Source organism: Natronosporangium hydrolyticum (genome assembly GCF_016925615.1).
Lineage (GTDB): Bacteria > Actinomycetota > Actinomycetes > Mycobacteriales > Micromonosporaceae > Natronosporangium > Natronosporangium hydrolyticum.
In genome coordinates this window covers 2,524,444-2,549,203 of the sequence record NZ_CP070499.1, presented here as the reverse complement: position 1 = coordinate 2,549,203, position 24,760 = coordinate 2,524,444, and the positions used below count along the sequence as shown (strand labels likewise).

The following is a 24,760-nucleotide window of genomic DNA, read 5'->3' as shown; positions in this document are numbered from 1 at the left end:
CTCCCTTAGCTGTTCGTGGCCGGTGCTGGCTGCTGCAGAGAACAAACGAACTCAGATATCTCGGCCGCCACATCGCTTCGGTTCGCGAGCGACCGCTCGACCGTGGCGACCGTGGCCGACCCGACGATCGCGGCGTCGGCCCCGGCGGCGGCTACTGCCGCGACGTCCGCCCGGCTGGTGACCCCGAACCCCACCGCGATCGGCGCATTGGTGAGGCCACGCAACGACGTAATGGTTGCGGCCAGACTGGCGAACCCGTTACTCGCCCGGGTGCCGCTGCGGCCATAATGTGCGACCAGATAGAGGTAGGCGGTAGCCTGCCGGGCAGCCATCGCCATCGTCTGCGGCGTCGACACACCCTGGTAACAGGTACCCACGACCGGTAGGCCGACCGCTTCGACCGCCGCCTGCCAGGCCGGCCGCAACCGCGGCGGCAGCCCGTGCACCAGCAAGCCATCGACCCCGCTGTCGGCCACCCGCCGGGCTAGCTCGTCCGGCGCGCCGTCCTTGAGGCTGAACCGCCAATCCGCGAGCAGGGCGATCCGGGTTCGCCGCAGCAATTGGCGCGTCCGGGCCACGAACGCCAGCGTCTCGGGCAGCCCGACCCCACCCGCGAGGGCCCGGGCCGCCGACCGCCGAATCACCGGTCCGTCCGTGACCGAGTCCGGGAACGGGACAGCCAGCTCCACGCAGTCGACACCGAGCGCGTCCAGCGCCACCAATACGTCGACCAGCACCTCCAGCGGCGGGTCGCCGGCGTTCAGGAACAACGCCAACCCCGGTTGCCCATCCGCCCGGCCGGGGAAGAAGTCAGCCACCGCGCGCCTCCAGTGTGCCCGGTCTCGCGCCCGCCGACTCGCGCAGCTGCTCTGCCAACGTGCGGGCCGTACCGTCGCGGATCACCCGGTAGGCGGCCTCGACCGCCTGACCCCAGCTGGCGGCCTGCCCGCCGGCCATGGCAAGGGCGGCCGCGTTCAGACACACCGCCTCGGCCTCGGCCGGCCCGCAGTCACCCGCCAGTACGGCGAGAAAATGCGGGATCAACTCGTGCCGCCGCGCCACCGGCCGCAGGTCTGATAGCCCACCGTCGCCGGCCGTGAACTGGCCCGGACGGATCCGGTGCACGTCGCCACGATTGGTGCAGATCAGGTTGTCGGCGAAGCCCAGCAGTTCGTCCGCGCCGGCATCGTTCGAAACCAGCCAAACCTCATGCGGAAGGTCGTCGGCCAGGACCCGGAGTTGGTCCAGCGACCCGGCGGCCGAGACCCCGGTCAGCTGCGCGGTAACTGGCACCGCCGCCAGCAGCGGACCGACACCATTGAGGAACCTCCCGAACGGAGCCATGCCGACCGGTACCAGCAACCGGGCCAACTGGGTCAGCACCCGCGGGTACACCACCGCACCGGCGAACGCGATTCCGAACCGGTCCAGCGATTCGGCCGTCTGCTCCGATGAACTCGTCAGCCGAATCCCCAGCCGGTCCAACAGATCTACCGATCCGTACTGGCTGGTGTATGCGCGCGAGCCGGTCTTGACCACCGGCACTCCGGCAGCCGCGGCGACGAAGGCGGCAGCGGTGGAGATGTTGAAGGTGCGTGGCCCTCCGCCCGTGCCGACGACATTGACCGCGCCAGGCAGCAACTGCGTCATCGGCGAGCTCCGCTCCCGCAACGAGACGACCAGGTTACGAAGTGTCTCGATGTTCGGCAGCCTGCTCGTGAGCGAGGCGAGCAACGCCATCGCCTCAGCCCGGTCCAGGGCGCCCGCCTCCAGGTCGTCCCAGAGCCGGCGCCAGCCGTCGAGGTCGACCGGCGTCCGGTCCTGGAGCAACCGGTGGAGGGTCTCGTGCACCTCAGCTCCTCGATGTCTGCAGCCGGCTCTGGACAATGAACGAGGCCATCGCCGACACACTTCGGAAGTTGTTCGGGTCCAATGCCGCGTCGTCGATCGCTACTGCGAACCGGTCTTCCAACCAGGCGATCAGCTTCAGCAGGCCGAGGCTGTCGATCACTCCGTCGGCGAGCAGATCATCATCCGGTCCGAACTCGTCCGGACTGACATCGGGAAGGAACTCGTCGATGATGAAGGCCTTGATGACATCGATCTCGTTCATGCTGGATGACCTTTCGTAATGGGGGGATGCAACAGGGCACTGACGGCGCGTCGGTCGACCTTTCCGGTAGTGGTTCGGGGCAACGGATCGCCGATGATCCGCAGCGTGCTGGGTACCGCTGCCGGGGAGACTCGGCTGGCACAGTGTTTGCGAAGGGTGAGGCTGTTCAGCCGGGCATCCGGGTGGGGCCGGACGCCGGCGAGCAGGCGGTGACCGGTGACCGGGTCCGGCACCGCGACCACCGCTGCTTCCCGAACCTTCGGGTGCGCCAGCAGCACCTGCTCCACTTGTGCGGTGTTCACTGCGACGCCACGGATTTTGACCTGATGGTCGGTTCGCCCTACCAGAGTCAACTCACCGGCTGGGCCGCGCTGGACCAGGTCACCGGTGCGGAACCATTGCCGGCCGTCGGCACCGCCGGGTCGGGCGGCGAACCGGCCAGCATGGCCCGCCGTGAGGTATCCGCTGCTCTGGAACGGCGTGCACACCCATAGCTCACCGATGCCCGGGCCGGCCAGCACCGCCCCATCGCCGGTGACGATCTCCGCCGCCACGCCCGGCAACGGATCGCCGATCGGGACCGGAACCGTGGTGTCGTCGCGGATCTCGTGGCAGAAGCTGTCGTTGGTCTCCGTGCAACCGTAGACGTTCCACCGTCGAGCGTCCGGAAACAGGCACGGCAACTCGGCGAGAACCTGCTCGGTAGGCGCGTCTCCGGTCACCATTACCTGCTGGACGGAGTCGAAACCGGGCTCGCCCGACGCAGCCGCACCAGACTCCGCCTCGGCGAGCAGATGAAAGTAGATCGGGACTGCCTGCACCACCTGTGGCCGGTGCCGTCGCAGCAGGTCTGCCAGGTACCGACCGTTGGCCGCCCGGTCCGGGTCGACCAGCACTACCCGACCACCCTGGGCCAGGGTGGTCCAGACGTCCAGCAGACAAAGGTCGAAGTTGATCGGGGCATAGTTCAGCACGGTGCTCCCGGCGTCGATGCCGAATGTTGCGGCGGCCCATTCGACGAACCGCGCCACCGCCGTCGACGGCAGTGGCACGACCTTCGGTAACCCGGTGGAGCCGGAGGTCGTCAGCATGAAGGAGGTGCCGGCCGGCGGCGGCGACGGCGGGGTGTCCGGGGCGGCGGCCACCCGGCGGAAAGTCCGGTCGTCCCAGCTGGTCCGGCAGCCCGCGACGGCCGCCAGCTGCTCGGCCACGTCGTCGGGTAGGGCGGCGGCGGCCAGGAGAACCGGTCGGCCGGTGAGCAGACAGGCGAGGATGGTCGCGATGGTCTGCGGCGTCTTGGTCGCCGACAGACAGATCGGCTCGGCGGGCGCGAGCGCGGCGGCCGCCAACCGCTGTTGGGCCTGGGTGGCCAGCGCGGCAAGGTCGCGGTAGGTGACAGCGGTATCCCCGTACTGGATGGCCACCGCGGTCGGGCGGTGTTCGGCCTGGGCGGCGACGAGTAGACCGATCTCGGTGGGTGCGGGTCGCCCCGGCTCGGCGCCGTTCCTTGGCCGGAGGTCAGCCGATTGTGGGGTCATCCCGACCGCTCCCTTCCCGCGGTGGTCAGGGCGACCCAGCCGCTCTTCAGCGCCGCGCCCTGGTCGGTCGCCGAGCTGAACCGGACGACGCCGCCGTGGTCCGCGAGCGTTGTTTGGATGGTGGCCGCCGGCGACACCGGGGAGGAGAAGCGGCAGCCGATACCCTGGATCCGGGCGGGGTCACCGTCTCCGTACCGGTCGATGACCTCCTCACACACCAGTGCGAGCAGGCTCATGCCGTGCACGATGACGCCTGGGAAGCCGGCTTGCCGCGCTGCTTGCGGGTCCAGGTGGATCGGATTTCGATCGCCGGAGGCGGCCGCGTAGCGGCGCACGCTGTCCATCGTGATGGCGTGGCGAAGCGTGGTCTGGCCGATCACCGGGCCCGGTGGCCGCGGCGCCGGCCGCGCCGGGATGGTCCCGAATGGTTCCGGCGTCACCGCCCCTGCCAACAGGACCGCCGTGGCCAGCTCCGCCACCGGCGCCCCGTCCGCCCCGGTCAGTAACCCCCGCAGCGCGACCCGGACTCCGCGGGGCTCCCGGCGAGCACCCGGCACCTCGATCGTGACCGTGACCTGTTCGCCTCCCCGGACCAGCCGGGACATGGTCAGCTCCTGGCTGAGGTGGATCGGGCGAGCCGGTGCGCTCTGAGTGCTGAACCCTTCAACCACCTGTTCGAAGCGGGGGTGCGCGAGCACGAACGGGTGCAGCGGGGAGGCGTGACCGTCGGCCGCGACCGTAATCCCCAACGGTGCCCGGACCGCCCGCCGATAGTCGGCCACGTCGCCGACGTCGCACGGGAAAGACGCCGACCGGTCCGCCAGCGTGGGTTGGGCGCTCATCTCGGCACCACCACGAGGCAGGCGTTGTGGCCACCGAAGCCGAACGATTCGGACAGCGCCGGACCGGGCGCGAGCTGGCGGGGTCTGCCGTGTACCACGTCGATCTCCATCCCAGGCTCCGTTTCCTGATGGTTGGCGGTGGGCGGCACCAGCCCGTACTCCACCGCAAGTACGGTCGCGATCAGCTCAACCGCCCCAGCGGCTCCGATCAGGTGGCCGGTGACCCCCTTAGCGGCGGTCACCGGCGGCACGCGATCACCGAAGACCTCGCGGAGCGCGGCGGCTTCGATCCGGTCGTTGAGCGGCGTCGACGTCCCATGGGCGTTGACGTGGGCGATGTCGCCGGGGGTCAAGCTGGCGTCAGCGAGCGCGCCCCGAATCGCGGCGATCGCCCCGATGCCGTCGGGCGCCGGCATACTCAGGTGGTGGGCATCGGTGGTAGCGGCGTAGCCCGCCAGCACCGCGCGCCCCCGCACCCCCCGAGCCCGCGCATCACGAGCGCGTTCGAGGACGACGAACCCGGCCCCCTCCCCCATGACGAAGCCGTCGCGGGCACTGTCGAACGGCCGGGACGCCCTTGCCGGATCCTCATTCCGAACCGACAGAGCGTTGAGGTTGGCGAATGCCGCGAGGGTGACCGGGCTCAGGGTCGACTCGCAGCCACCCGCCACGACCACATCCATCCGCCCGGTGCGCAGCAGCGCCATCGCCTGACCGATCGCATCGGCGCCGCTGGCGCACGTAGTAGCGAGGCAGTACGCTGGGCCGCGCCAGCCGAGCTGCATCGCAATCGTTGCCGCGGCGGCATTCGGCATCGTCATCAACGGCATCAGCGGATTGACCGCCGCCGCGCCCCGCTCCACATAGTTTCGGGTCTCCCGATCGCTGGTGGCCCGGCCCCCGACGGCGTTGCCCACAAGCACCGCCGCCCGCTCGGGTGGCGGCGTCGGAGCACCCGCGTCCTGGTGTGCGGCGACCGCTGCCGCCAGCCCGAACCGGGCGAACGGGTCCAGTCGGCGGAGCCGCTTCGCCGGTAGCGCGTCGACCGTGTCGAGCCCGGACACCTGGCACCCGAGCCGGACCGGCAGCGGCGCGAACTCCGGGCCGTCGAGGGTCGAGGCGGTGGACTGCCCGGCAACCAGCGCCGTCCAGAAGGTGTCCAGTGAGCAACCCGCCGGCGTGACCACCCCCATGCCGGTCACGACGATCTCTTGCGCTTCGCTGGCCATCCGCTCAGCCGCCAGGAAGCAGCCGGCACTCGCGCGCCGCGGCGAGGAAGGCCTGGCCGGCCCGGTCGATGTCCTCGGCCGAGTGTCGAGCGGTGACCGCGATCCGGAGCCTCGCCAGCGTGTTCGGTACCGCCGGAGATACCACGGGCAGGCCGATCACCCCGTGCCTGCGGCAAGCGGTCGCGTAGTCGTACGCCGCTTGGTCCGAGCCCGCTACCAGCGGAATGACGGCGGTCTCGCTCGCCAGCGTCCGCATCCCGGCATCGTTCAAGAGCCCGCGAAGTCTGGCCGCCTGCTGCTGCACGAACTGCACCCGCCACGGCTCCTGGGCTAGCACCCGCAGGGCGGCTAGGGCGGCCCCCGCCTGCGGTGGCGCGAGTGCGGCGGAGAACAGGAATGGCCGCGCGTGGTAGCGGAGGTGTTGGATGAGCTGAGCGGGCCCGGCTACCCATCCCCCCATCGACGGCACGGCCTTGGAGAGGGTGCCGAGCTTGATGTCGACCAGGTCGCCCCCGCCGAAGTGCTCTTCGATCCCCCGACCGGTCGCCCCGATCACGCCGAGCGCGTGAGCCTCATCGACCATCAGCAAGGCGTCGTGATCGTCACAGACCTTGCGGAGCTCGGGCAAGGGAGCGATGTCGCCGTCCATCGAGTAGACGCTGTCGACGATGACCAGGCGCAGCCCGTCCGCGGGCGCGCTCCGGAGCCGAAGATCAAGGTGTTCGGGGTCGTTGTGCCGGAACCGATTGATGGTCGCACCACTGAGCTTGCAACCATCCACAATGCTGGCGTGGTCATATTTGTCTACGACGATGGTGTCACCCGGCCCGCAGAGGGCAGCGATGGTGCCGACGTTGGCGGCGTAGCCGGAACCGAAGACGGCGCCGGCTGCTCGCCCATTGAACCGGGCTACCTCCGCCTCCAGCTCTTCATGCACCGGCAACGACCCGGCCAACGCGCGGACCCCGTGCGCCCCGGTGCCGTACTGTTCCAGCGCGGCCTTCGCGCCGTCGACTACCCGTTGATCACCGCTGAGGCCCAGGTAGCTGTAGCCGGACATCATCAGGTACCGCTCGCCGTCGACCGTGACATACGGGCTGTCGCGTTCCACGCCGTAGGGAACGAAGCTGTTCCGGCGGCTCGGGTCGGATTCGAGCGCGGCCAGTCGATGACGGATCGCCTCGATCCTCGGCAGCAACCGCTGCCATGCTCGTGATGCAGTCACAGTCGTCCCAATCCTCCGAGCGGAATGCCGCAGACCGGCATGGGTGTCTTTCTACGGTGGCCGCCGCAAGCAGCGCGCAAGACGGCGGCTCAGGCGCTACCGCAGCAGCCGGTTACCTAGGTTTCACGGCGGTTATCTGTGATGTTCCACACCAACCAGCTATTGTCGACACAGCACCAGCGGAGCCGGAGGGGCCTCGGTGGCGGCTGTCCTCGGCGGGTCGGGCTGATCATTTACTCGCCGGTCAGCCCGCCATCGCTGCATCCTCCCCACCAGACAGAGCCGGGGTCGGGGGCAGCAGGAAAGGAACAGCCAGTGCTGATCATGCTCACCGGTGTGGTAGCCATCAAACGCCCCGACGACGAGATCCGTCACCTCTCCAGCGCGCAGGCACAGGTCGCCTTCGCCCGGCTCACTATGGAGCGGAGCACCGGCACCAGTCGTGATCAACTGGCCGACACCGTCTGGCCCGACGGGCTACCAGACACCTGGGCGTCCGCGCTTCGCAGCGTCGTCTCCCGGGTCCGCGGATTCGTCGCCGACGGCGATGCGCCGGCCGCGCCGACGGTGGTCTCGCAGGCCGGCCGGTATGTGCTGCGGCTCCCACCCGATGCCTCGGTCGACGTGGAGAGCGCCGAAGCCTCGATCGGCGAGGCTTCCCGCGCCTACGCCAACGGCAACTTCATCGAGGCGCGCCGCCTCGGCATCGCGGCGGTGACCTGCCTGCGCCGGTCGTTCCTGCCGGACCATGAGGGTGAGTGGGTCAACTCCGTCCGCCAACACCTCGACGAACTCCTGGTCGGTGCGTTAGAGACGACCAGCCGGGCCGCCGCCTCCCTCGGCGAGGACCGCGAGGCGTTGCGCTACGCCGACGAGGCGGTCGCGCGGGCGCCATTGCGCGAGAGCGCCCACCGCTGCCGCATGGCCGCCCACGTGACCGCGGGCAACCGGGCGGAAGCCCTCCGGGCGTACGACCGGTTGCGTCGGATGTTGGCCGAGGAGTTGGGGGTCGATCCAGCCCCGGAGTCGCAGGCGTTCTACCTCGAACTACTGGCCGCCCCGGCGGAGGTGACCACCGCCCCGCGGCAGCAGCTACGGGCGAAGCCCGGCGCCACCGCCCCCTTCGCGGGCCGGCGCCACGAGCTCTCGGTCCTCGCTGACTGCTGGACCCAGGCCGAAACCGGCGACAGCCACCTGGTGCTGGTGACCGGTGAACCGGGGATCGGCAAGACCCGGCTGGCGATCGCCGCCGCCAGCCAGGTCGGGCTGGACCGAGGCCTGGTCCTGCACAGCCGATGTGATCAGGCAGCGGAACAGCCGTACCAACCCTTCGTTGAGGCGCTCACCGGCTATCTGACGGTCACTCCGCCGGACATGATTCCGGACCTCGGCCCGGCGGCGGGACACACGTTGTCGGTTCTCGCCCGCGGCGAGCTTCCCGGCCGGTCCCGGGACGACCAGCTCGCCGTGCTCACCAACCTGGTGACCTCGCTCGCCCGCGCTGCTCCGATCTTCCTGGTCCTCGACGACCTCGACGTCGCTGGTGAGGAGACGATCGCGCTGCTTCGGCAGGTGCTGCGACAACGTCGGGGCACCACGCTGCTGGTGGTGGCGACGGCTGCGGACCCGGTGCAGCACCCACCGACATTCGCGGCGATGGTTCGGAGCATGGACCGGGAGGGCTACCTGGTACGGATGTCGCTGGCCGGTCTGGAAGAGCCGGATGTGGCGATCTTGACCCAGCAACTGGTAGCAACCAGGTCGGCCGGCGGGATCCCATCGCCGCGGCAGCTACTCGCCGACACCGCCGGCAACCCGCATCTGCTCCTCAATGTGCTTCGGTGGCACTGCGAGCACGATGCTCAGGAGGTGGCCGCCCGCCACGAACTCCCCCCGTGGATCCAGGAGTACGCCGCCGACCGGCTGGCCTCGTTGCCGCCCGCTCCGGTCCGGCTGCTCACCGCCGCCGCCCTCGCGGGGTCGACATTCGAACTCGATCTGGCCTCCCGGGCGGCCGAGCTCAGCCTCCCCGAGTCAATGGATGCGCTGGACATCCTGCTCGCCGCCGGGCTGGTGCGACCGGCCAGCGACAGCGGCCCCGACAAGGGCGAGTACCGATTCCGGCACGGGTTGCTGCGCCGGGCGATCCGGGAGGGTTGTCATGGGGACCGGCGACGGGCACTCCACCGGCGGTGGATCGACGCCATCGAGAGCCAGCGGCCGGCCCGGCTCGAGCGGTACAGCGAAGACCTGGCGCGGCATTACGGCCCGGTCGCCGCGGAGGCGAACGACTCGAACGCGGTGCGCTGGGGTTGGGCGGCCGGAGCCCGCGCGGTCTCCGACGGAGCGTTGAATGAAGCCGTCCGGTTGTACCGGACCGCGTTGGCTCACGTCCCCGCCGACGAACAAGGCCTACGCGGCGAGGCGCTGACCAACCTTGGGCTGGCACAGTTCGCCGCCGGCCACCCGGACGCGGAGCAGTCGCTCTTCGACGGCGCGCTACAGGCGCTGCACAGCGGTCGGCCGGAGATCGCCGCCCGCGCCGCGATCGGCCTGGCCGACGCCGTCGCGGAACGATCCCGGCTGCGGAGCGAGGCGATCGCGCTGGTGGAAGCGCTCCTCCGCCGACCTGCTCAACGGGGCACGATCGGGTCCAGCCCGCACGCTCTCGGCTCGGGCCAGCCAGCACGGCCCCTCGACGACTTGACCATGGGGCAGCTCCTGGCCAGGCACCGCCGACTCGGCGGCCGGATCAGCACCGGGCCCACCAGCCAGGCCGCGACCACCGCACTCATGTGTGAGCTGCGCCGCCTGGAAGGGCCTGCCGAGTTGCCGAAGCGGTTCGCGCTCGCGCTCGACCTGTCCGAGATCGCGGAGGCGACCGGCGACCAGCGGGCCCGACTCACCGCCGCGCACCACCGGGCCTCCGTCGCCGAACTCACCGACCAGCGCGCCGAACGGGACCAGGCGCTGGCAATACTCAGCAGCGCAGCCGATCATTCGGGCAACGAGCGCGGGCCGACCGTGGACGCCCTCCTGACCGACCACGTGGTGGCGCTGGCGATCACCGAGGGCCGGTTCTCCGACGCGGTGGCGACGGCGCAGCTAGCCGGTTCGTTTACTACGGAATCGACGCTGGACATTACGCCAACCCCCGGCGGGCTCGCCAGTCGACAGCTCCAGGTGGTCGGATGGTTGCGGGCCACGGCCTGGCCACCGACCGCCACGCCGCCCCACACCCTCACCGAGCTGTCACTCGCCGCACTGGCCGCTGGCGAACGCGGACAGTCCCATCTGACCCTCCGCGCGCTTGCTACCGGCGCAGATGAGCTGCCGACCGGTGACGAGTGGCTGCACGCGGTCGGAGTGCTGGCGCTCGGCGCGACAGAGCTCGGCGACGCGAGTACCGCGCAGGCCGTTCATACCCTGCTCGCCCCGTACGCGGATCTGGTCTGCGGGGTGGGTTATCGCAGCTTCGTAGCCCCGGCATCGTTCCACCTCGGCCGGTTGTCGCTGGTGCTAGGTGACTGGGCAGCGGCCGAACGCCACCTGACCGCCGCCCTGGCTACGCTCAGCCGGCGCCGGGCACGTCCGTGGGCGGCGCTGGCGCAGCTGTCGCTGGCGCAGGCGATGCGGGCCCGCGGCCGCGCCGGCGACCAGTCCTGGGCGCGGGCGCTCGCCAACGAGGCCCGCGAAACCCTCGACAGCGTCGGGATCTGCCCTAGCCACGGCCTGGTCGCGGGCCAGCCGACCCCGGCCCACCATCAGCTCGACAACTAGATAGCTGCCTATAGCTGCAGGTGACGAAGCGTACCCTCGTCACCTGCGGCGCCGGCGAGCAGATCCGCAAGCGCGGGCGCGGCCGGCGGTTCGGTCGCGGTGATCAGCAGCATGATCCGGCTGCTGCGGGCCGCCAACCGCAGGTGGGTCAACAGTCGGGCAGTGTCCCGATCGTCCGGGTGCAGGTCATGCAGCACCAGCAGGGTCGGGTGGCGGCGGGCCGAGGCGGTGAGCCAGCCCTCGATCGCCTCGATCGCCTCGGCGCCGTCGCGCAGCTCCGGGGACCGTTGCGGCAGGCCGAGCCGAACCCCGACTTCGGGGAGCAGACAGCTGATCACGTCGGCTCGGTCGTCGACCTCGATCCGGAGGGTCCGGGTCGAGATCCGGTCGGCGTACACCCCGAGCGCCTCCCGTAGCGCCTGGAGCGGCTCGGGGTTCTCCCGCTCCCAGCGGCCATACAACACCTGAGTTCCGGCCGCGTGCAGGCGAAGCGCCAGTTCGGCACTGACCTCGACCGGCAGTCGCGGTTGCGCCGCGGTGAGCAGCGCCATCATCAGCTCCCCCGCCCGCACCCGCCGCCAGTCCTCGCTCAGTGCCAGCACCGCTGGCTGGGTCGCGGCCGCCGACTCGGCCGCCGACTCCGCCAGCGCCCGCCGGGCCCAGTGCAGATTGGCGGGCGGCACATCGGTGCCCGGAGCCGGCCGACGCAGCTCGTACAGCGGCTGCTGCGCCCCACCCGCGCCGGCCCGCCACCGACCTCGGTAGTAGAGCTCCAGGCCACAGGGCAGGGCCGGGCCGGCCAGAATCGCGGTGGCGGCGGTGACCAGGACCTGACCGACACCGGCCTGCTCCACCAGCGCGGTGAGCCGATCCACCGCTGGCGGGCTCCCGGGCTTGGCCGTCCCGATCGCCACCCGCGGCGTCCGCAACCCGGCGGAGTCGGCTGCTAGATCGACCAGATCGGCGGCGGCGCGGGTGGCGTCCATTGCGGTGCCGAAGGTCGCCCGCACATGCAGTCGGTCGCCGTCGCGGCGGACCGAGATGTCGGCTGGATCGGCTCGGGTCATGACCTCACACACCTGCTCCCGCGGCACGCCGCTGGCATCGCACAGGTGATCGGCGACCAGCGTGGTGACGGCGCCGGCTCCGAAGAAGACCTGGTCTGGTCCGGCATCCGCCGCCACCCCGATACTGTTCGGGAAGAAGCTATCGAATCGCGTACCCGGCACAGTGACCATAATGCACCCCATTGCAGCGCCTGTCGTCCGGACGAAACGTTGGCAACCGTGAACCGCGTGCCGGCATCGGGCCGGCCATCAGTGCGCCGGCCGGCCTGCGCACAGGCCTGACTGGCACACCGATGGGCCGGCTTTCAGGTAATCGACACGCCACCATCGATACTGAGGACCTGCCCGGTCATGTAGCCGGCATCCAGTAGGAGTCCAACGCTCTGGGCGACCTCCTCCGGCGTACCGAACCGAGGCACCGGGCATTTGTTGCGAATCGCTTCGGTGACCGACTCCGAAAGGCCCTTCGTCATACCCGTCTCCATGAAACCGGGGGACAACGCGTTCACCGTGACCCCTCGTCGTCCACACTCCGCGGCCAACGACCGAGTCAAGCCGATGACCCCGGCCTTCGAGGCGGAGTAGGCGGTCTGTCCGGCGGTGGCGATCAACCCCGACGGTGAAACGACGTTGATCACTCGACCCCATCGTCGCCGGAGCATGTGCGGTACGGCGACCCGGATGGTATGAAACGAGCCGATCAGGTTCGTCTCGATCACCGCCCGCCAGTCCGCCGGCGCCTGCATCGCCAGCAACGAATCCCGACGGATGGCGCCGTTGTTGACGAGCACATCGACCGGCCCCAAGCGTTCCCCGATCGTGTCGTACATCGCGGAGACCGCTGCCCAGTCGGAGACGTCGCCGCCCACCACGACGGAGTCGTTGTGGAGTTTCTCGGCGACCGCCCGAGCCGGCTCGGGTGACCGGTGGTAATGCACGGCCACCCGGCAACCCAACGCGTCGAGCTCCTGCGCCAGCGCCTGACCCAGGCCCCCGGAGGCTCCCGTGACCAGGGCTACTGGACTCTCCGGTCGAGCCGCACCGACGGTGCCACTTCGGCTCATCTCGTCGTACCTCCCCACTCCAGCAGGACCGAACCCCAGGTCATGCCGGCGCCGAAGCCGGCCAGCAAGACCAGCTCGCCGTCCCGGATACGGCCCGCGTCCAGCGCCTCGGAGAGCGCCAGCGGGATCGACGCGGACGCCGTGTTGCCGTAGCGGTCCAGATTGCTGACCAACCGTTGTGGATCCAGCCCGGTATGACTGAGCATCGAATTGACGATGCGAATATTTGCCTGATGTGGAACGATATGCGCGACTTGCTCAGGCTGGACCTTCGCCTGCTCCAACGTTGCCCGCACCGACCGGACCGAGAATCGCACCGCGTTGAGGTAGATCTCGTTTCCGTTGATCTTTGCAAAGTGCAACCCTGCTGCCACGGTCGCGCCGGTGGTAGGCATCCGGCTCCCACCGGCGAGCACCTTCAGGCTGTCGGTGCACGACCCGTCGGCGCCGAGATTCCAGGCCTGCAACCAGTCTCGGTCGGTCGGCTCCAGGACCAACGCCGCCGCCCCGTCGCCGACCAGGATGCCGAGATCCCGGTCGGCGGGGTCGACGGTCAGGGAATGGGTGTCGGATCCGATCACCAGGATCGGGCGTGGATCGATGCGCATCAAGGCTGCCGCGCTCACCATGCTGTAGACGAAGCCGGAGCACTCGGCGTTGACATCATGGGCGCTGCCGGCGATGCCGAGCCCGTGGTGTACGAAGGCCGAGGTCGCCGGGGAAGGCTGCTCCGGGGTGGCGGTAGCGACGATCAGGTGCGCCACATCGGCACCGGTCAGGCCCGCCACCGCCAGCGCTCGCTCGCCCGCGGTGACCGCTAGTGAGGCGGTAGTCTGCCCCGGCTCGACGACCCGCCGTTCCCGAATTCCACACCGGCTGACCACCCAATCCTCGTCGACCCCGAACCGCGTCGCCAGCTCTGCACTGGTCACGACCTGTTCCGGGACGGCTGCGCCCCAACCGGTGATCTTGAACCCGCTCACCGGCTAGACCGCTGTCGTCTCGCTCGCGAGCGCTTCCAGGCGCGCATGCACCGTACGCATCGTGGTGGTCTCGTCGATGTCCTTGAACAGCGACTCGTCCGCCGGGATGCCCGGGTACTCGTTCTGGAAGTTGTACAGCCACTCCATCAGGTCGAGCGAGTCGACATCCGCGATGTTCTGGATGGAGGCGTCGGGGTGCACCTCGTCTGCGCCGGAAACGGCCTGCAACTGAGCCGCTAGTTCCTCGACGGTAGGGATCTGCATGCTCCGGTCCTTTCGAGTCGGGGCCGGCGACCTCGGATGGTTCCGGCCAACCGGTCGTAGGCAGCTAACGACGTGAGCGCAACACACACGCAACGTAGCGGTCCGCCGACGCCGACCCGCCCGACCGGAGGACGCGACGCCGGCATGATCGTCAACCGGGCTCGGCCGACATGTTGCGCGGCTGTTGCGGCCGGCGGATTACCTCGACACGACACCGAGGTCCCACCCGACGCGGAGAGAAGAAAAGGGGTCGAGATGACCATCGCCACCATGCCGGCGGCGCATCCAGAGCTTGATGCGATCCGACATCACTACGAGGTCGGCAACTCCTTCTACCGGCTGCTGCTCGGCCCGACGATGATGTACTCCGGCGGCTACTGGGCCGCGGACGAGGACCTGCACGCAGCCCACGACGAGGCTCAGCTTCGCAAGATCGACACATTCATTGATCTTGCCGGCGCCGGAGACGCCCGCCGGGTGCTGGACATCGGATCTGGCTGGGGCACGATGCTGGACCGGGTCACCCGGATCCACGGCGCAGAACAGGCCGTCGGGGTCACCCTCAGCCGCACCCAGAAGGAATGGGTAGATGCCCTAGCCAACCCGCGGGTGGCGATCCGGGTGGAGAGCTGGGAGGACCACCGGGCCGACGACCCGTACGACGCGGCGTTCTGCGTCAACGCCCTTGAGCATTTCGTCTCGGCGAGCCTGCCGGCCAAAGACCGCACCCGCCGGTTCGGGACCTTCTTCGAAAAGGTGCACTCACTGCTGCGCCCCGGCGCCGGCTTCGTCCTGCACACCATGACCGCCGAACGCCAGCCGCTCAACCGGGAACTACTGCAAGATCTGAAATTCCTGCAGCGGGAAGAGTTCAAGGACTGCCACATCCCGCACCTGCACGAACTCACCGCCGGGGTCGAGGGCCTGTTCGAAGTGGTGGAGATCCGCAACGAGCGGGAATCGTTCAGCCAAGCCTGCCGGGTCTGGTTGACCCAGCTGGCCGAGAACCGCGCCGCCGCGGTCGCCCTCGAGGGTGAGGAGGTGGTCGCCAGGTTCGAACGATACCTGGACATCTTCGCCTACACCCTCGAAGACGGGTACTTCAACAACTTCCGCATCGTACTGACGCGTCGCTGATAGGAGCCGCAATGTCGACGACGCTTGCCGAACGATCCGGCGCTGACGCTGCCCGCCCTCCCCGCCACCTCAAGGTGGCGATCATCGGATCCGGTTTCTCCGGGCTGGGAATGGCCATCCGACTCCTGCAGACCGGGATGGACGACTTTCTGGTATTCGAACGTGCCGACGAGGTCGGCGGCACCTGGCGGGACAACTCGTACCCGGGGTGCGCCTGCGACGTGATGTCCCTGCTCTACTCCTTCTCGTTCGCCCAGAACCCCCGCTGGAGCTCAACCTTCGGGAAGCGGGATGAACTCTTCGAATACCTTCGGAACTGCGCCGACGAGTACGGCGTCCGGCCGTACCTCCGGTTGGGTCACGAGCTGCTTGCGGCGCGCTGGGATGAGGTCGACCGCCGGTGGCTGCTGTCCACCAGCGCTGGTGAGTACACCGCCCAGGTCCTGGTGACCGGGACCGGCTACCTCAGCGACCCGGTGCAGCCCCGGATCGACGGCATGGCCGCCTTCAACGGCCCCGCCTTCCACTCGGCCAACTGGGACCACCAGGTCGACCTGGCCGGCAAGCGAGTCGCGGTAGTCGGCACCGGCGCCTCGGCGATCCAGTTCGTCCCGGCGATCCAGCCGAAGGTCGAGCACCTCGACGTCTACCAGCGGACCGCCCCGTGGGTAGGCCCGAAAGCCGACAAGGAGATCACCGCCCGGGAACGGTGGCTGCGCCGCAATCTTCCCGGCTACCAGAACTTCCGGCGCAACTTCAACAAGAACGGCCGGGAGATCCTCGCTTTCCTCCTCGGCAACCCGAAGCGCGCCAAGAAGACCATCCAACAGATGGCGCACAAACACCTGACGAAGAGCGTCGCGGATCCGCAACTCCGGGAGAAACTGACCCCCGACTACACCGTCGGCTGCAAACGGCTGCTCTTCTCCAACGACTGGTACCCCGCGGTCAGCTCACCGAATGTGGAGGTGGTCACCACCGGCATCGCCCACGCAACTCCAAACTCGATCGTCACCACCGACGGCGTAACGCGCCCCGCCGACGTGGTCATCTTCGGCACCGGATTCCACGCCACCTCCCGACCGATCGCCGAACGGCTCACCGGGCGTGGTGGCATCACCCTGGCCGAAGCCTGGGGGGACCGGATGAGCGCCTACCGGGGCACCACCGTGCACGGCTTCCCCAACCTGTTCATGCTGCTGGGCCCGAACACCACCCTCGGCCACTCGTCGCAGACCGTGATGATCGAAGCCCAGATCGCCTACATCCTCGACGCCCTTCGCCAGCTCGACCGGCGGGGCCTCACCAGCGTCGAGGTTCGCGAGCAGGCACAGGATGAGTACAACCAGCGGCTCGACCAGCGACTGGCGTCGACCGTGTGGCACGCCAGCAACTGCCGCAGTTGGTACCTCGACGACAACGGCCGGAACCCTTCGATCTGGCCGACCTACACCTTCCGTTTCCGTCGGCAGACCCAACGCTTCGACCTTGCCGCCTACCAACTCGCCACCTCTGCGGCGGCCGGGTACCCCGCCCACCAGTCCGCCTGAACCAACCTCGTCACCCTGGGAGAACCGATGAGCAACCATGTCAACCGGCGTACCTTGTTCAAGGGCGCCGCCGCCGGAGCCCTGGCAGTCGGGTTCAGCCAAGCTGCGGGCGGCTGGCTCACCGCGGCGGCCGCCGCGGGCCGCACCGACGTGGCCTGGGCGCCACCCTTCGACGGGCATCTGGAGACCGCCCCCGAGGTGTTGGAGAGCTTCAGCCACGACTTCGGGCGATTGACCACCCCCGGAACCCCGCGGGCGGTGCTCAGGCCAGGCTCGGTGGACGACATCGTCAAGGCGGTCAGGTTCACCCGCCAGAACCGGCTGACCATCGCGATGAACGGGCAGAGCGGCACCGGCACCGATCTGGAATCCCACTCCAACTACGGCCAGGCGGCGGTGCCCGACGGGATCTCCATCGACGCCCGCGAACTCAACCAGATCCACCAGATCGACGCCGACTCGGCGGTGGTGGACGCCGGCGTAACCTGGGCCGAGCTGGCACAGGCGACGCTGGCGCACGGCAAGACGCCGCCCGCGCTCCCCGACTACCTGCACCTCACCGTCGGCGGCACGATCAGCGTCGGCGGCATCGGCGGCACCGTGCACCAGCACGGCCTGCTCTGCGACACCGTCGACGAGATCGAGATCGTCACGGGCACCGGCAGACTGCTCACCGCCAGCCTCTCCCGCAACCCTGCGCTGTTCCTCGCCGCGCTCGGCGGTGGCGGCCAGGTCGGGCTGATCGTGCGGGCCCGGGTCAAGCTGGTCCCGGCGAAACCCAACATCATCGTGTTCAACCTCTTCTACAACGACCTCGCCGCCTACTGCGCCGACGCGGAGAAGCTGGCCCACGAAGGCCGCTTCGACCACCAGTCCGGGGAGATCGTCCGGACCCTCGACGACACCTCCTGGCGGTACAAGGTGGAGGCCGGGGTCTACTTCGACGGCGACCCGCCGGACCAGGAGCACCTGCTCCGCGGGCTCAACGATGAGCAGGCCGAGCGTGAAGTCGCGCAGATGCCGTACGCGCAGTGGATTTTCCGGATCGACCCGTACGAAGACTTCCTCAAGGACAACGGCTTCTGGGAGCAGCCGAAGCCCTGGTTCAGCATGGTGCTGCCCGCCACCCGTACCCAGCAGTACATCTCCGCGGTGGTGGACGAACTCGTCCCCGAGGACCTGGGCGCGGGGTTCGCCGGGTTCTACCCCTTCCCGGTGTCGAAGCTGACCCGGCCGATGTTCGCCAAGCCGATCCAACGCACGGCGTACCTGTTCGACCTGCTGCGGTTCCCGGTGCCCGGCGACCCGGGCATCGACCGGATGATGGACCAGAACCGTCGCCTCTACGACCTTGGGGTGTCGCTCGGCGGAAAGCGTTACCTAGTCGGGGCGATCCCGGACATGACCACCAGCGACTGGCGCCGCCACTTCGGCCTGTTGTGGCCCGGTTTCCGCGCGGCCAAGTTCGTCTACGACCCCGCCAACATCCTCACCCCCGGCCAGGGCTTCTTCTCCTGACCCGACCAGCGGTGTCCGGACAGCTCGGTGAGCCGTCCGGGCACCGCTAACAGGTGGAGCACCGGCCGGCCAACCCAGAAGGAAGCCAGATGCGCAGATACGACCTCGTCGACGAGGCCAGAATCCCGGCGCCACCGAACGTGGTCTGGGAGTCGTTGATCGCCGAACTTCGTGGCGCCGGCCGATGGTGGGTTCCCCACAACACTTTCCGCGCCGGGCCGGTCGGACCGGAACAGATCGGCGGCGAGACCGAAGTCACGGTACACCCCAAGGGCGTCGACAAAGGTGGACCGAAGCTGCGGTTCACCGCCCGCACCAAGGCGGTCGAGCCGGGCCGGCGGCTATCCGCCGACTACATCTCCGGAGCCTTCCGTGGCCGCTGCGAGTTCCTCCTCCACCCCATCGACGGCACCGGACACACCCTGATCGGGATGCGCTTCGAGGCGGACCCGCAGGGCATGCTCAAGCTGCTGTCGAAGCTCACCGACATCGGCGCCCAGCACTCCGCCGCCACCCAGCACGCATTCGCCAGCCTCGCGGCCCAGCTGGCCGACGACACCGCCGACAGCCGACCGAAACAGGAGATCCTCCAGTGAGCCAGCCGGTCCTGCGCCGGGAAGCCAGCAGCTCGCACCAGGTCGTGCCCACCGACGATGGCGCCAAGCTCGCGGTGACCGTACACCGGCCCAACGGCTACGCCTCCGGCGCTACCGTCCTACTCAGCCATGGCTGGGCCGCCGGCCGGGCAGGCTGGCGACCGGTGACGCGGCGACTGCTCGACCTGGGGCATACGGTCGTCGCCTACGACCAGCGTGGCCACGGCGAATCCAGTTTAGGCAGCGAGCCGATCGCCATCCCGCGCCTCGGCAACGACCTGGCGAGCATCCTCGCCCAGGCCGACGCCGACGGCGTCATCCTGGTCGGCCACTCCGGCGGCGGTTTCGCCGCGCTGTCGTACGCCATCGGCCACGCAGCGGACGCCCGGCGGCGGCTACGCGGCCTGGCGCTGCTCGCCACCGCGGCGCACGACCAGGACACCAAACCCGCCGAGGTGCGGATGATGGGTAGTGGCCTGTTCAGTTCGGCGCTGTCGCTGCCGGCGCTCGGCCGGCGGATGCTCCGGCAGACGATGGGCACGTGGGTCAACCCGGCCGCGTTGGAGACCCACCGGCGGCTCTTCGCGGCCACCCCCGGGCCGGTGCGCGCCGCCTGCTTCAGCAGCACCCGCGGCATGGATCAGCGCCCCGGGCTGCGCACCATCACGTGCCCGACGGTGGTGCTCGCGGGCGACTCCGACACAGTCATCGCCCCGAAACTCGGCCAAGCGGTAGCCGACGCGATTCCGCAGTCACGGTACGAGCTACTGCCGGGGGCCGGTCACATGCTGCCGCTCGAGCGCCCCGGCCGGATCGCCGCGGTCATCGACGACCTGGTCCATAGTGGTTAATCGGTCGCTGCCTGCCCCACCGTCCTGGTTCGATGGCCTCGATCCACCCGGACAGCCGGGACCGCGACTCTTCTGCCTGCCGCACGCGGGTGGCGGCGGCCGGTTCTTCCAGCCGTGGCGCCGCGCCTTGGCCCCAAAGATCGCGGTCCGCCCGGTCGTTCCGCCCGGCCGAGAGGGCCGCTTCCGAGAGCCTCCGTACGAACGCATGGCGCCGCTGGTAGCCGGCATCGTCGAGGCGCTGAGGCCAGAGCTCGATCGACCCTTCGCCTTGTTCGGCCACAGCCTCGGCGCCGCCGTCGCCTACGAGACCGCGCTCCGGCTGCGTCAGCTCAGCATGCCGGAGCCGATCTGCCTGTTCGTCTCCGGCCGGCGGGCACCTGCGCTACCAAACCCTCCCCCATATCTGCATCTCCTCGACGACCAACAGTTCGCCCAGGAGATGGTCCGGCTAGCGGGCACGCCGCCGACCATCCTCGAACGGCCTAGGGTCATGCAGTTCCTGGTGCCAACCATGCGGGCCGACTACACGATCCACGAGCTATACCAGCCCACACCCGCCAAGCCGCTGGACTATCCGGTCTTCGGCTACGCCGGAGCCGAAGACCCGATCGCCCCGCCGGCCGAGGTCGACGCCTGGCACGAGGTCACGACCGGCCAGTTCACCACCCGGGTCTTCCCAGGTGGTCACTTCTACCTAAAGGAACACCCCGACCAGGTGTTGGCCAACGTGCAGCAAGATCTAGCGGACGCCTTACCCTGAAGGTATGCCGCACCCGATCATGTTCGACGAGGCAGACCCGCTCCTGGCCCAGGTGCGCGCGCTCGCGTTGGCGTTCCCCGACGCCCGCGAGAAGATCTCACATGGGCATCCCGCCTTCTTCACCACCAAGGTCTTCGCCTACTACGGCGGTTCGGTGAAGGTCGACGGCGGCTACCGGCAACACGAACGCTCGGTGCTCGTCCTGGTCGATCCCGATGAGCGGGCGGCGCTGCTGGGTGACGATCGCTGTTATGTGCCGGCCTACCTGGGCCCGTCCGGGTGGCTCGGGATAGACCTGGCTGACAACTCCGACTGGGGCGAGATCAACGAGCTGCTCGACGCCAGCTACCGACGGACGGCCGGGCCGCGCCGAGTCGCCGCGCTCGACGCCCAGGCGGCTGGCGGATAGCGCTCGCGCTTACTCCGCCGCCCACCGGGACCTCGGCACCCACGACCACCTCGGCCGAACGGCCGATTCTGCCTCGGCGAACCAACCGGTGACCGCCGCCAGCCTTGACGGAACGTGAATAACGCTCCTATCCTCAGCCCACCTGCGTAAGCGCTTACGCAGTCGAGTGAGCGGAGGAAACCCCTGATGGTGACGGTGTACGACGTCGCGAACCGCGCGGGAGTCTCGATCGCTACCGTCTCCCGAGCGCTGAACGACCGCTCCCGGATCTCCGCCGAGACCCGCCGCCGGGTCATCGAGATCGCCCATGAGCTTGGCTACGAGCCGAACGACGTGGCACGCAGCCTGGTCGGCAAATCCACCCAGACGATCGCGCTGCTGCTGCCGGACATCACCAACCCGTACTTCCCGGAGCTGGTCAAAGGGGTGCAGACCATTACCGACCAGCGCGGACACCTGCTGTTGCTGTGCCACAACGCCGACGACGAGGAGAAAGCCCTACAGGACCTGGTGACGCTGCGCCGCAAACAGGTCGACGGCGTGATCCTGGTGGCCGGCGCGCTCAGCGGCGAACGCTTCGCCGAGGCGGCCGCTGGCCTGCCGGTGGTGGTGATGGACCGGGAGATCGCGCTGCCGCACACCGCGCTGGTCGCGGTGGACCATCGCGACGGTGCCCGCAAGGCAACCGAGTACCTGCTCTCGCTCGGCCACCGCCGGATCGCCCACGTCACCGGTCCACCGCAGTTGTCGGTGACCGCCGCCCGGCGGGCCGGCTGGGAGGACGCGCTGCGGGCCGCCGGATTCCCGCCGGACGAGCGCTTGATCGTCCCGGGCAACTTCCTAGAGGACGGCGGCTGGACCGCCGGCCGGGAGCTACTAGCTAGGGAAATCGACTTCTCCGCCGTCTTCACCGCGAACGACCTGACCGCGATCGGGTTGCTGGCGATGTTCACCGAGCACGGGATCCCGGTGCCGCAGCAGGTCAGCGTGGTCGGCTTCGACGGCATCCATCTCGCCGCCTACACCTCCCCCACGCTGACCACGGTGGCGCAGCCAATCTTCGCGCTCGGACAGCGCGCCGCCGACCTACTGCTGGACCAGCTTGAGGCGGCCGAGGCCGAGACCGCCGAACCGCCATCGCCGACGGTTCACCTGCTCGACACCACGTTGGTCGTCCGGGACAGCACCGCCCGGCCCGGCTCCGCGGAGGTGGCTCATGACTGACCCCCGGCCGCCCCGGATCGTGGTCTTCGGCAGCCTCAACGCTGATCTCTCGGTGCAGTTGCCGGAGTTGCCGCAGGCTGGGCAGACGGTGCTCGGCTCCGGGCTCTTCCGCAGCCCCGGCGGCAAGGGGGCGAACCAGGCGGTCGCCGCCGCCCACGCCACCCAGCGCCGCGGCCTGCCGGCAGCGGTACGGATGGTGGGCCGGGTCGGCGCCGATGACGAAGGGCAGCTACTCCGCGAGAGCCTGGCCGCGGCGGGAGTGGACGACAGCGGCGTCCAGATCGACCGCGAGGCGCCCACCGGCGTCGCGCTGATCCTGGTCGACGACGCCGGGGACAACATGATCGCGGTAGCGCCGGGGGCGAACCTGACCGTCGGAGAGGCCGACGTGGCGGGCGCCGTCGCCGGGTTGCGGCCAGGCGATGTCGTCGTCTGCCAGCTGGAGGTGCCGGTGCCGGCGATCCGGCAACTGGTCCGGTCGGCCCGAGCGGTCGGGGCGCGCACCGTCTGCAACGCCGCGCCCGCCGCCGCCCTCGACCCGGAGTTGCTCGCCAGCCTGACGGTGCTCGTCGTCAACGAGACCGAGGCGCGGCACAGCCTCGGGCTGTCAGTGACCACCCCGCCGCAGGCCGCGCAGGCCGCCGCGAGCGCCGGCTGCGCCGTGGTCGTCACCCTGGGATCGCGGGGTGCGGTCTACGCCACCCCCGACGGCGACGCCGGCGCCTGCCCGGCGCCATCGGTCGAGGCGGTCGACACGGTCGGCGCCGGCGACGCGTTCGTGGGCGCCTTCGCGGTGGCCCTCACCGCCGGCGACGGGGTGGCCGAGGCGGTCACGGCCGGGGTCGCCGCTGGCGCCACCGCGGTCACCCAGCTCGGCGCCCGCTACTACCCGCACCCACCCGACCCAAAGTCCGGAGACGAACGCTGATGCTATGCGACCACCCGCTCCTCCATCCGCAGCTGCTACGCGCGCTCGCCGCCGCCGGCCACACCGACCTGGTGGTGATCGCCGACGCCGGGTTGCCGCTACCGTCCGGAGTGGAGGTCATCGACCTGAGCCTGGTGCCCGGCGTCCCTTCCTTCGCCGAAGTGCTCCGCGCGGTGCTGGCGAGCCTGGTGGTGGAGGAGCTGGTGGTGGCGGAGGAGACCACCGGCGAACCCGCCGACACCGTGCTCGCCGAACACTGCGCCGGACTGCCCCGCCAGACCGTGCCGCACGCCGAACTCAAACGACTGTGCCACTCCGCTCACCTGATTATCCGTACCGGTGAGTGCACCCGCTACGCCAACGCCGCGCTGGTCGCGGGGGTGGCGTTCTAAACAGGAGGTTGAAATGTCCCGCCCACTGAACCGCCGAAACTTCTTACGCTTATCCGCGCTCGGCGCCGGTGCTGCCGCCGCCGGACCGGTCCTATCCGGCTGCGGCAACGGTGGCTCCTCGTCGTCGGACTCCGGCGACGACACCATCGTCTACGCGGTGCAGGCCTTCGCCCACGACGCTATCCGGCCGATCATCGACGAGTTCACCGCCGAGACCGGGATCACCGTCGAGCTGGAGGGCGGTCCCGCCTCCGGGCAGGACCTGCTCACCCAACTGGTTCCCGCGTTCAACTCCGGCACCACTCCGTACGACGTAGTCGATGTGGACGACCCGGCGGGTGCCGCGATGGTGGCCGGCGGCTGGCTGGAGCCGCTCGACGACGCGTTGCCGGACGAGCTCGCCGACGACCTGACCGATGGGATGGCTGAGGGCACCGCCACCTGGAACACCGTCGACGGCAACATCATGCGGGTTTATCACAACTGGGAGCTGGGCTACCACTGGCTGCGCAGCGACGTGCTCGCCGACCTGGACCTCGCCGCACCCACCTCCTGGGATGAGCTGATCACGATTGGCGAGGAGGTAAAGCAGCAGACCGGCATGTACGCGCTGGGGGACGCGGCGAGCAAGCCCGGCCTGACCTTCGTCTACCTGGCGTACCTGGCGGCGCAGTCCGGCGGCGACCTCTACGCCTTCGACTCCCGGATCGAGGAGGCGTTCGCCTTCGCCCGCGAGCTGATCGACCGGGAGCTCTTCCCCCGCGACGCCCTCACCTGGACCTACGACCAGCTCAACAGCTCCTATATGCAGGACAATCTGCTCTCGATGCGGCAGTGGACCTTCTTTGACGGGGTGGCCGCCGACAACACCGACTGGTACGCCGAGGAGAAGGTGCTGATCACGCCGCCGCCGGCCGGTCCGGGCGGCGCGTTGACCTGGGCGGGCGGCTGGGGTTACGCGATCCCGACCGCGAGCACCAAGAAGGAGCAGGCCAAGCAGTTCGTCCGGTTCATGTCCGGCAACGAGGTGGCGGTCCGGCTGGCCGAGGCGAGTTCGTTCTTCATCTCGGCCCGGACCAGCGTGCTCGACGCGCTCGGCGACTCCGGCATCGTCGCCGCGATGCGGGAGTACAGCGAGGGTGGCCACGTCGCGCCGCGCCCGTTCCACCCGCAGGCGGCCCGGGCCGAAACCATCATCGACGACATCGGCCAGGCCTACCTCGCCGGCCAGATGGACCTCGATGAGGCGATGTCCGAGGGCGCCGCCCGGATCGACGACCTGTCCTGACC

Annotated in this window: 23 protein-coding genes; 12 read left to right on the top strand and 11 right to left on the bottom strand. The window is 69.6% G+C overall.

Annotation, left to right across the window (positions count from 1 at the left end; translation table 11 throughout):
* Positions 1-5: 5 nt before the first annotated feature.
* The 7 genes from trpA to JQS43_RS11210 are packed head-to-tail and all read right to left on the bottom strand — an operon-like array spanning position 6 to position 6,947.
* Positions 6-818 (bottom strand): tryptophan synthase subunit alpha, encoded by an 813-nt coding sequence (gene trpA / locus JQS43_RS11240; RefSeq protein ID WP_239679024.1) that lies wholly within the window; start codon positions 816-818, stop codon positions 6-8.
* Positions 811-1,851, bottom strand: a complete 1,041-nt coding sequence (locus JQS43_RS11235; RefSeq protein ID WP_239679023.1) for an anthranilate phosphoribosyltransferase — start codon at positions 1,849-1,851, stop codon at positions 811-813. The genes trpA and JQS43_RS11235 overlap by 8 nt, the downstream gene beginning before the upstream one ends.
* Before the next feature lies 1 nt (position 1,852).
* A complete protein-coding gene (locus JQS43_RS11230) occupies positions 1,853-2,113 on the bottom strand; it encodes an acyl carrier protein (RefSeq protein ID WP_239679022.1) in 261 nt (86 codons plus the stop codon).
* On the bottom strand, positions 2,110-3,651 hold the full coding sequence (locus JQS43_RS11225; protein ID WP_239679021.1) for an AMP-binding protein: 1,542 nt from the start codon (positions 3,649-3,651) through the stop codon (positions 2,110-2,112). The genes JQS43_RS11230 and JQS43_RS11225 overlap by 4 nt, the downstream gene beginning before the upstream one ends.
* Positions 3,648-4,493 (bottom strand): MaoC/PaaZ C-terminal domain-containing protein, encoded by an 846-nt coding sequence (locus tag JQS43_RS11220; protein ID WP_239679020.1) that lies wholly within the window; start codon positions 4,491-4,493, stop codon positions 3,648-3,650. Before JQS43_RS11220 ends, JQS43_RS11225 begins: the two co-directional genes overlap by 4 nt.
* Positions 4,490-5,722 carry a beta-ketoacyl-[acyl-carrier-protein] synthase family protein gene (locus JQS43_RS11215; protein ID WP_239679019.1) on the bottom strand — a complete coding sequence of 411 codons (1,233 nt, stop codon included), beginning with the start codon at positions 5,720-5,722 and terminating at the stop codon, positions 4,490-4,492. The genes JQS43_RS11220 and JQS43_RS11215 overlap by 4 nt, the downstream gene beginning before the upstream one ends.
* A 4-nt stretch (positions 5,723-5,726) precedes the next feature.
* Complete coding sequence (locus JQS43_RS11210; protein ID WP_239679018.1) at positions 5,727-6,947, bottom strand: aminotransferase class I/II-fold pyridoxal phosphate-dependent enzyme; 1,221 nt, start codon at positions 6,945-6,947, stop codon at positions 5,727-5,729.
* A 324-nt stretch (positions 6,948-7,271) separates the two neighbouring features.
* Between JQS43_RS11210 and JQS43_RS11205 the strand changes: the two genes are divergently transcribed.
* Positions 7,272-10,727, top strand: coding sequence for an ATP-binding protein (locus tag JQS43_RS11205; RefSeq protein ID WP_239679387.1), 3,456 nt, complete (start codon positions 7,272-7,274; stop codon positions 10,725-10,727).
* 8 nt (positions 10,728-10,735) lie between these two features.
* On the opposite strand, the gene JQS43_RS11200 is transcribed toward JQS43_RS11205, so the two are convergent.
* The 4 genes from JQS43_RS11200 to JQS43_RS11185 all read right to left on the bottom strand — a co-directional run bounded on the left by JQS43_RS11200 (position 10,736) and on the right by JQS43_RS11185 (position 14,105).
* Positions 10,736-11,956 carry a hypothetical protein gene (locus tag JQS43_RS11200; protein ID WP_239679601.1) on the bottom strand — a complete coding sequence of 407 codons (1,221 nt, stop codon included), beginning with the start codon at positions 11,954-11,956 and terminating at the stop codon, positions 10,736-10,738.
* Between the two features lie 143 nt (positions 11,957-12,099).
* Complete coding sequence (locus tag JQS43_RS11195; RefSeq protein ID WP_239679017.1) at positions 12,100-12,858, bottom strand: 3-oxoacyl-ACP reductase family protein; 759 nt, start codon at positions 12,856-12,858, stop codon at positions 12,100-12,102.
* Entirely contained in the window at positions 12,855-13,841 is a 987-nt protein-coding gene (locus JQS43_RS11190) for a 3-oxoacyl-ACP synthase III family protein (RefSeq protein WP_239679016.1), read from the bottom strand. The genes JQS43_RS11195 and JQS43_RS11190 overlap by 4 nt, the downstream gene beginning before the upstream one ends.
* A 3-nt stretch (positions 13,842-13,844) precedes the next feature.
* Positions 13,845-14,105: a hypothetical protein gene (locus JQS43_RS11185; protein WP_239679015.1), complete on the bottom strand. Its 261-nt coding sequence runs from the start codon at positions 14,103-14,105 to the stop codon at positions 13,845-13,847.
* Between the two features lie 255 nt (positions 14,106-14,360).
* Here JQS43_RS11185 and JQS43_RS11180 point away from each other — a divergent pair, with 255 nt between their 5' ends.
* From JQS43_RS11180 to JQS43_RS11130, 11 genes are all read left to right on the top strand, one after another.
* A complete protein-coding gene (locus JQS43_RS11180) occupies positions 14,361-15,242 on the top strand; it encodes a class I SAM-dependent methyltransferase (RefSeq protein ID WP_239679014.1) in 882 nt (293 codons plus the stop codon).
* Positions 15,243-15,253: 11 nt separating this feature from the next.
* Positions 15,254-16,792 (top strand): flavin-containing monooxygenase, encoded by a 1,539-nt coding sequence (locus JQS43_RS11175; RefSeq protein ID WP_239679013.1) that lies wholly within the window; start codon positions 15,254-15,256, stop codon positions 16,790-16,792.
* Between the two features lie 27 nt (positions 16,793-16,819).
* On the top strand, positions 16,820-18,310 hold the full coding sequence (locus JQS43_RS11170; protein ID WP_239679012.1) for an FAD-binding protein: 1,491 nt from the start codon (positions 16,820-16,822) through the stop codon (positions 18,308-18,310).
* Between the two features lie 89 nt (positions 18,311-18,399).
* The gene (locus tag JQS43_RS11165; protein WP_239679011.1) at positions 18,400-18,906 is read left to right on the top strand and encodes an SRPBCC family protein; all 507 of its coding nucleotides are present in this window, start codon (positions 18,400-18,402) and stop codon (positions 18,904-18,906) included.
* The gene (locus JQS43_RS11160; protein WP_239679010.1) at positions 18,903-19,757 is read left to right on the top strand and encodes an alpha/beta fold hydrolase; all 855 of its coding nucleotides are present in this window, start codon (positions 18,903-18,905) and stop codon (positions 19,755-19,757) included. Before JQS43_RS11165 ends, JQS43_RS11160 begins: the two co-directional genes overlap by 4 nt.
* On the top strand, positions 19,750-20,517 hold the full coding sequence (locus tag JQS43_RS11155) for a thioesterase II family protein (RefSeq protein WP_239679009.1): 768 nt from the start codon (positions 19,750-19,752) through the stop codon (positions 20,515-20,517). The genes JQS43_RS11160 and JQS43_RS11155 overlap by 8 nt, the downstream gene beginning before the upstream one ends.
* 4 nt (positions 20,518-20,521) lie before the next feature.
* Positions 20,522-20,926: an MmcQ/YjbR family DNA-binding protein gene (locus tag JQS43_RS11150; RefSeq protein WP_239679008.1), complete on the top strand. Its 405-nt coding sequence runs from the start codon at positions 20,522-20,524 to the stop codon at positions 20,924-20,926.
* A gap of 186 nt (positions 20,927-21,112) precedes the next feature.
* Positions 21,113-22,150 (top strand): LacI family DNA-binding transcriptional regulator, encoded by a 1,038-nt coding sequence (locus JQS43_RS11145; RefSeq protein ID WP_239679007.1) that lies wholly within the window; start codon positions 21,113-21,115, stop codon positions 22,148-22,150.
* Positions 22,143-23,078 carry a ribokinase gene (locus JQS43_RS11140; RefSeq protein WP_239679006.1) on the top strand — a complete coding sequence of 312 codons (936 nt, stop codon included), beginning with the start codon at positions 22,143-22,145 and terminating at the stop codon, positions 23,076-23,078. The genes JQS43_RS11145 and JQS43_RS11140 overlap by 8 nt, the downstream gene beginning before the upstream one ends.
* A complete protein-coding gene (rbsD, locus tag JQS43_RS11135; protein ID WP_239679005.1) occupies positions 23,078-23,470 on the top strand; it encodes a D-ribose pyranase in 393 nt (130 codons plus the stop codon). The genes JQS43_RS11140 and rbsD overlap by 1 nt, the downstream gene beginning before the upstream one ends.
* Before the next feature lie 13 nt (positions 23,471-23,483).
* Positions 23,484-24,758, top strand: a complete 1,275-nt coding sequence (locus JQS43_RS11130; protein ID WP_239679004.1) for an extracellular solute-binding protein — start codon at positions 23,484-23,486, stop codon at positions 24,756-24,758.
* Positions 24,759-24,760 lie beyond the last annotated feature (2 nt).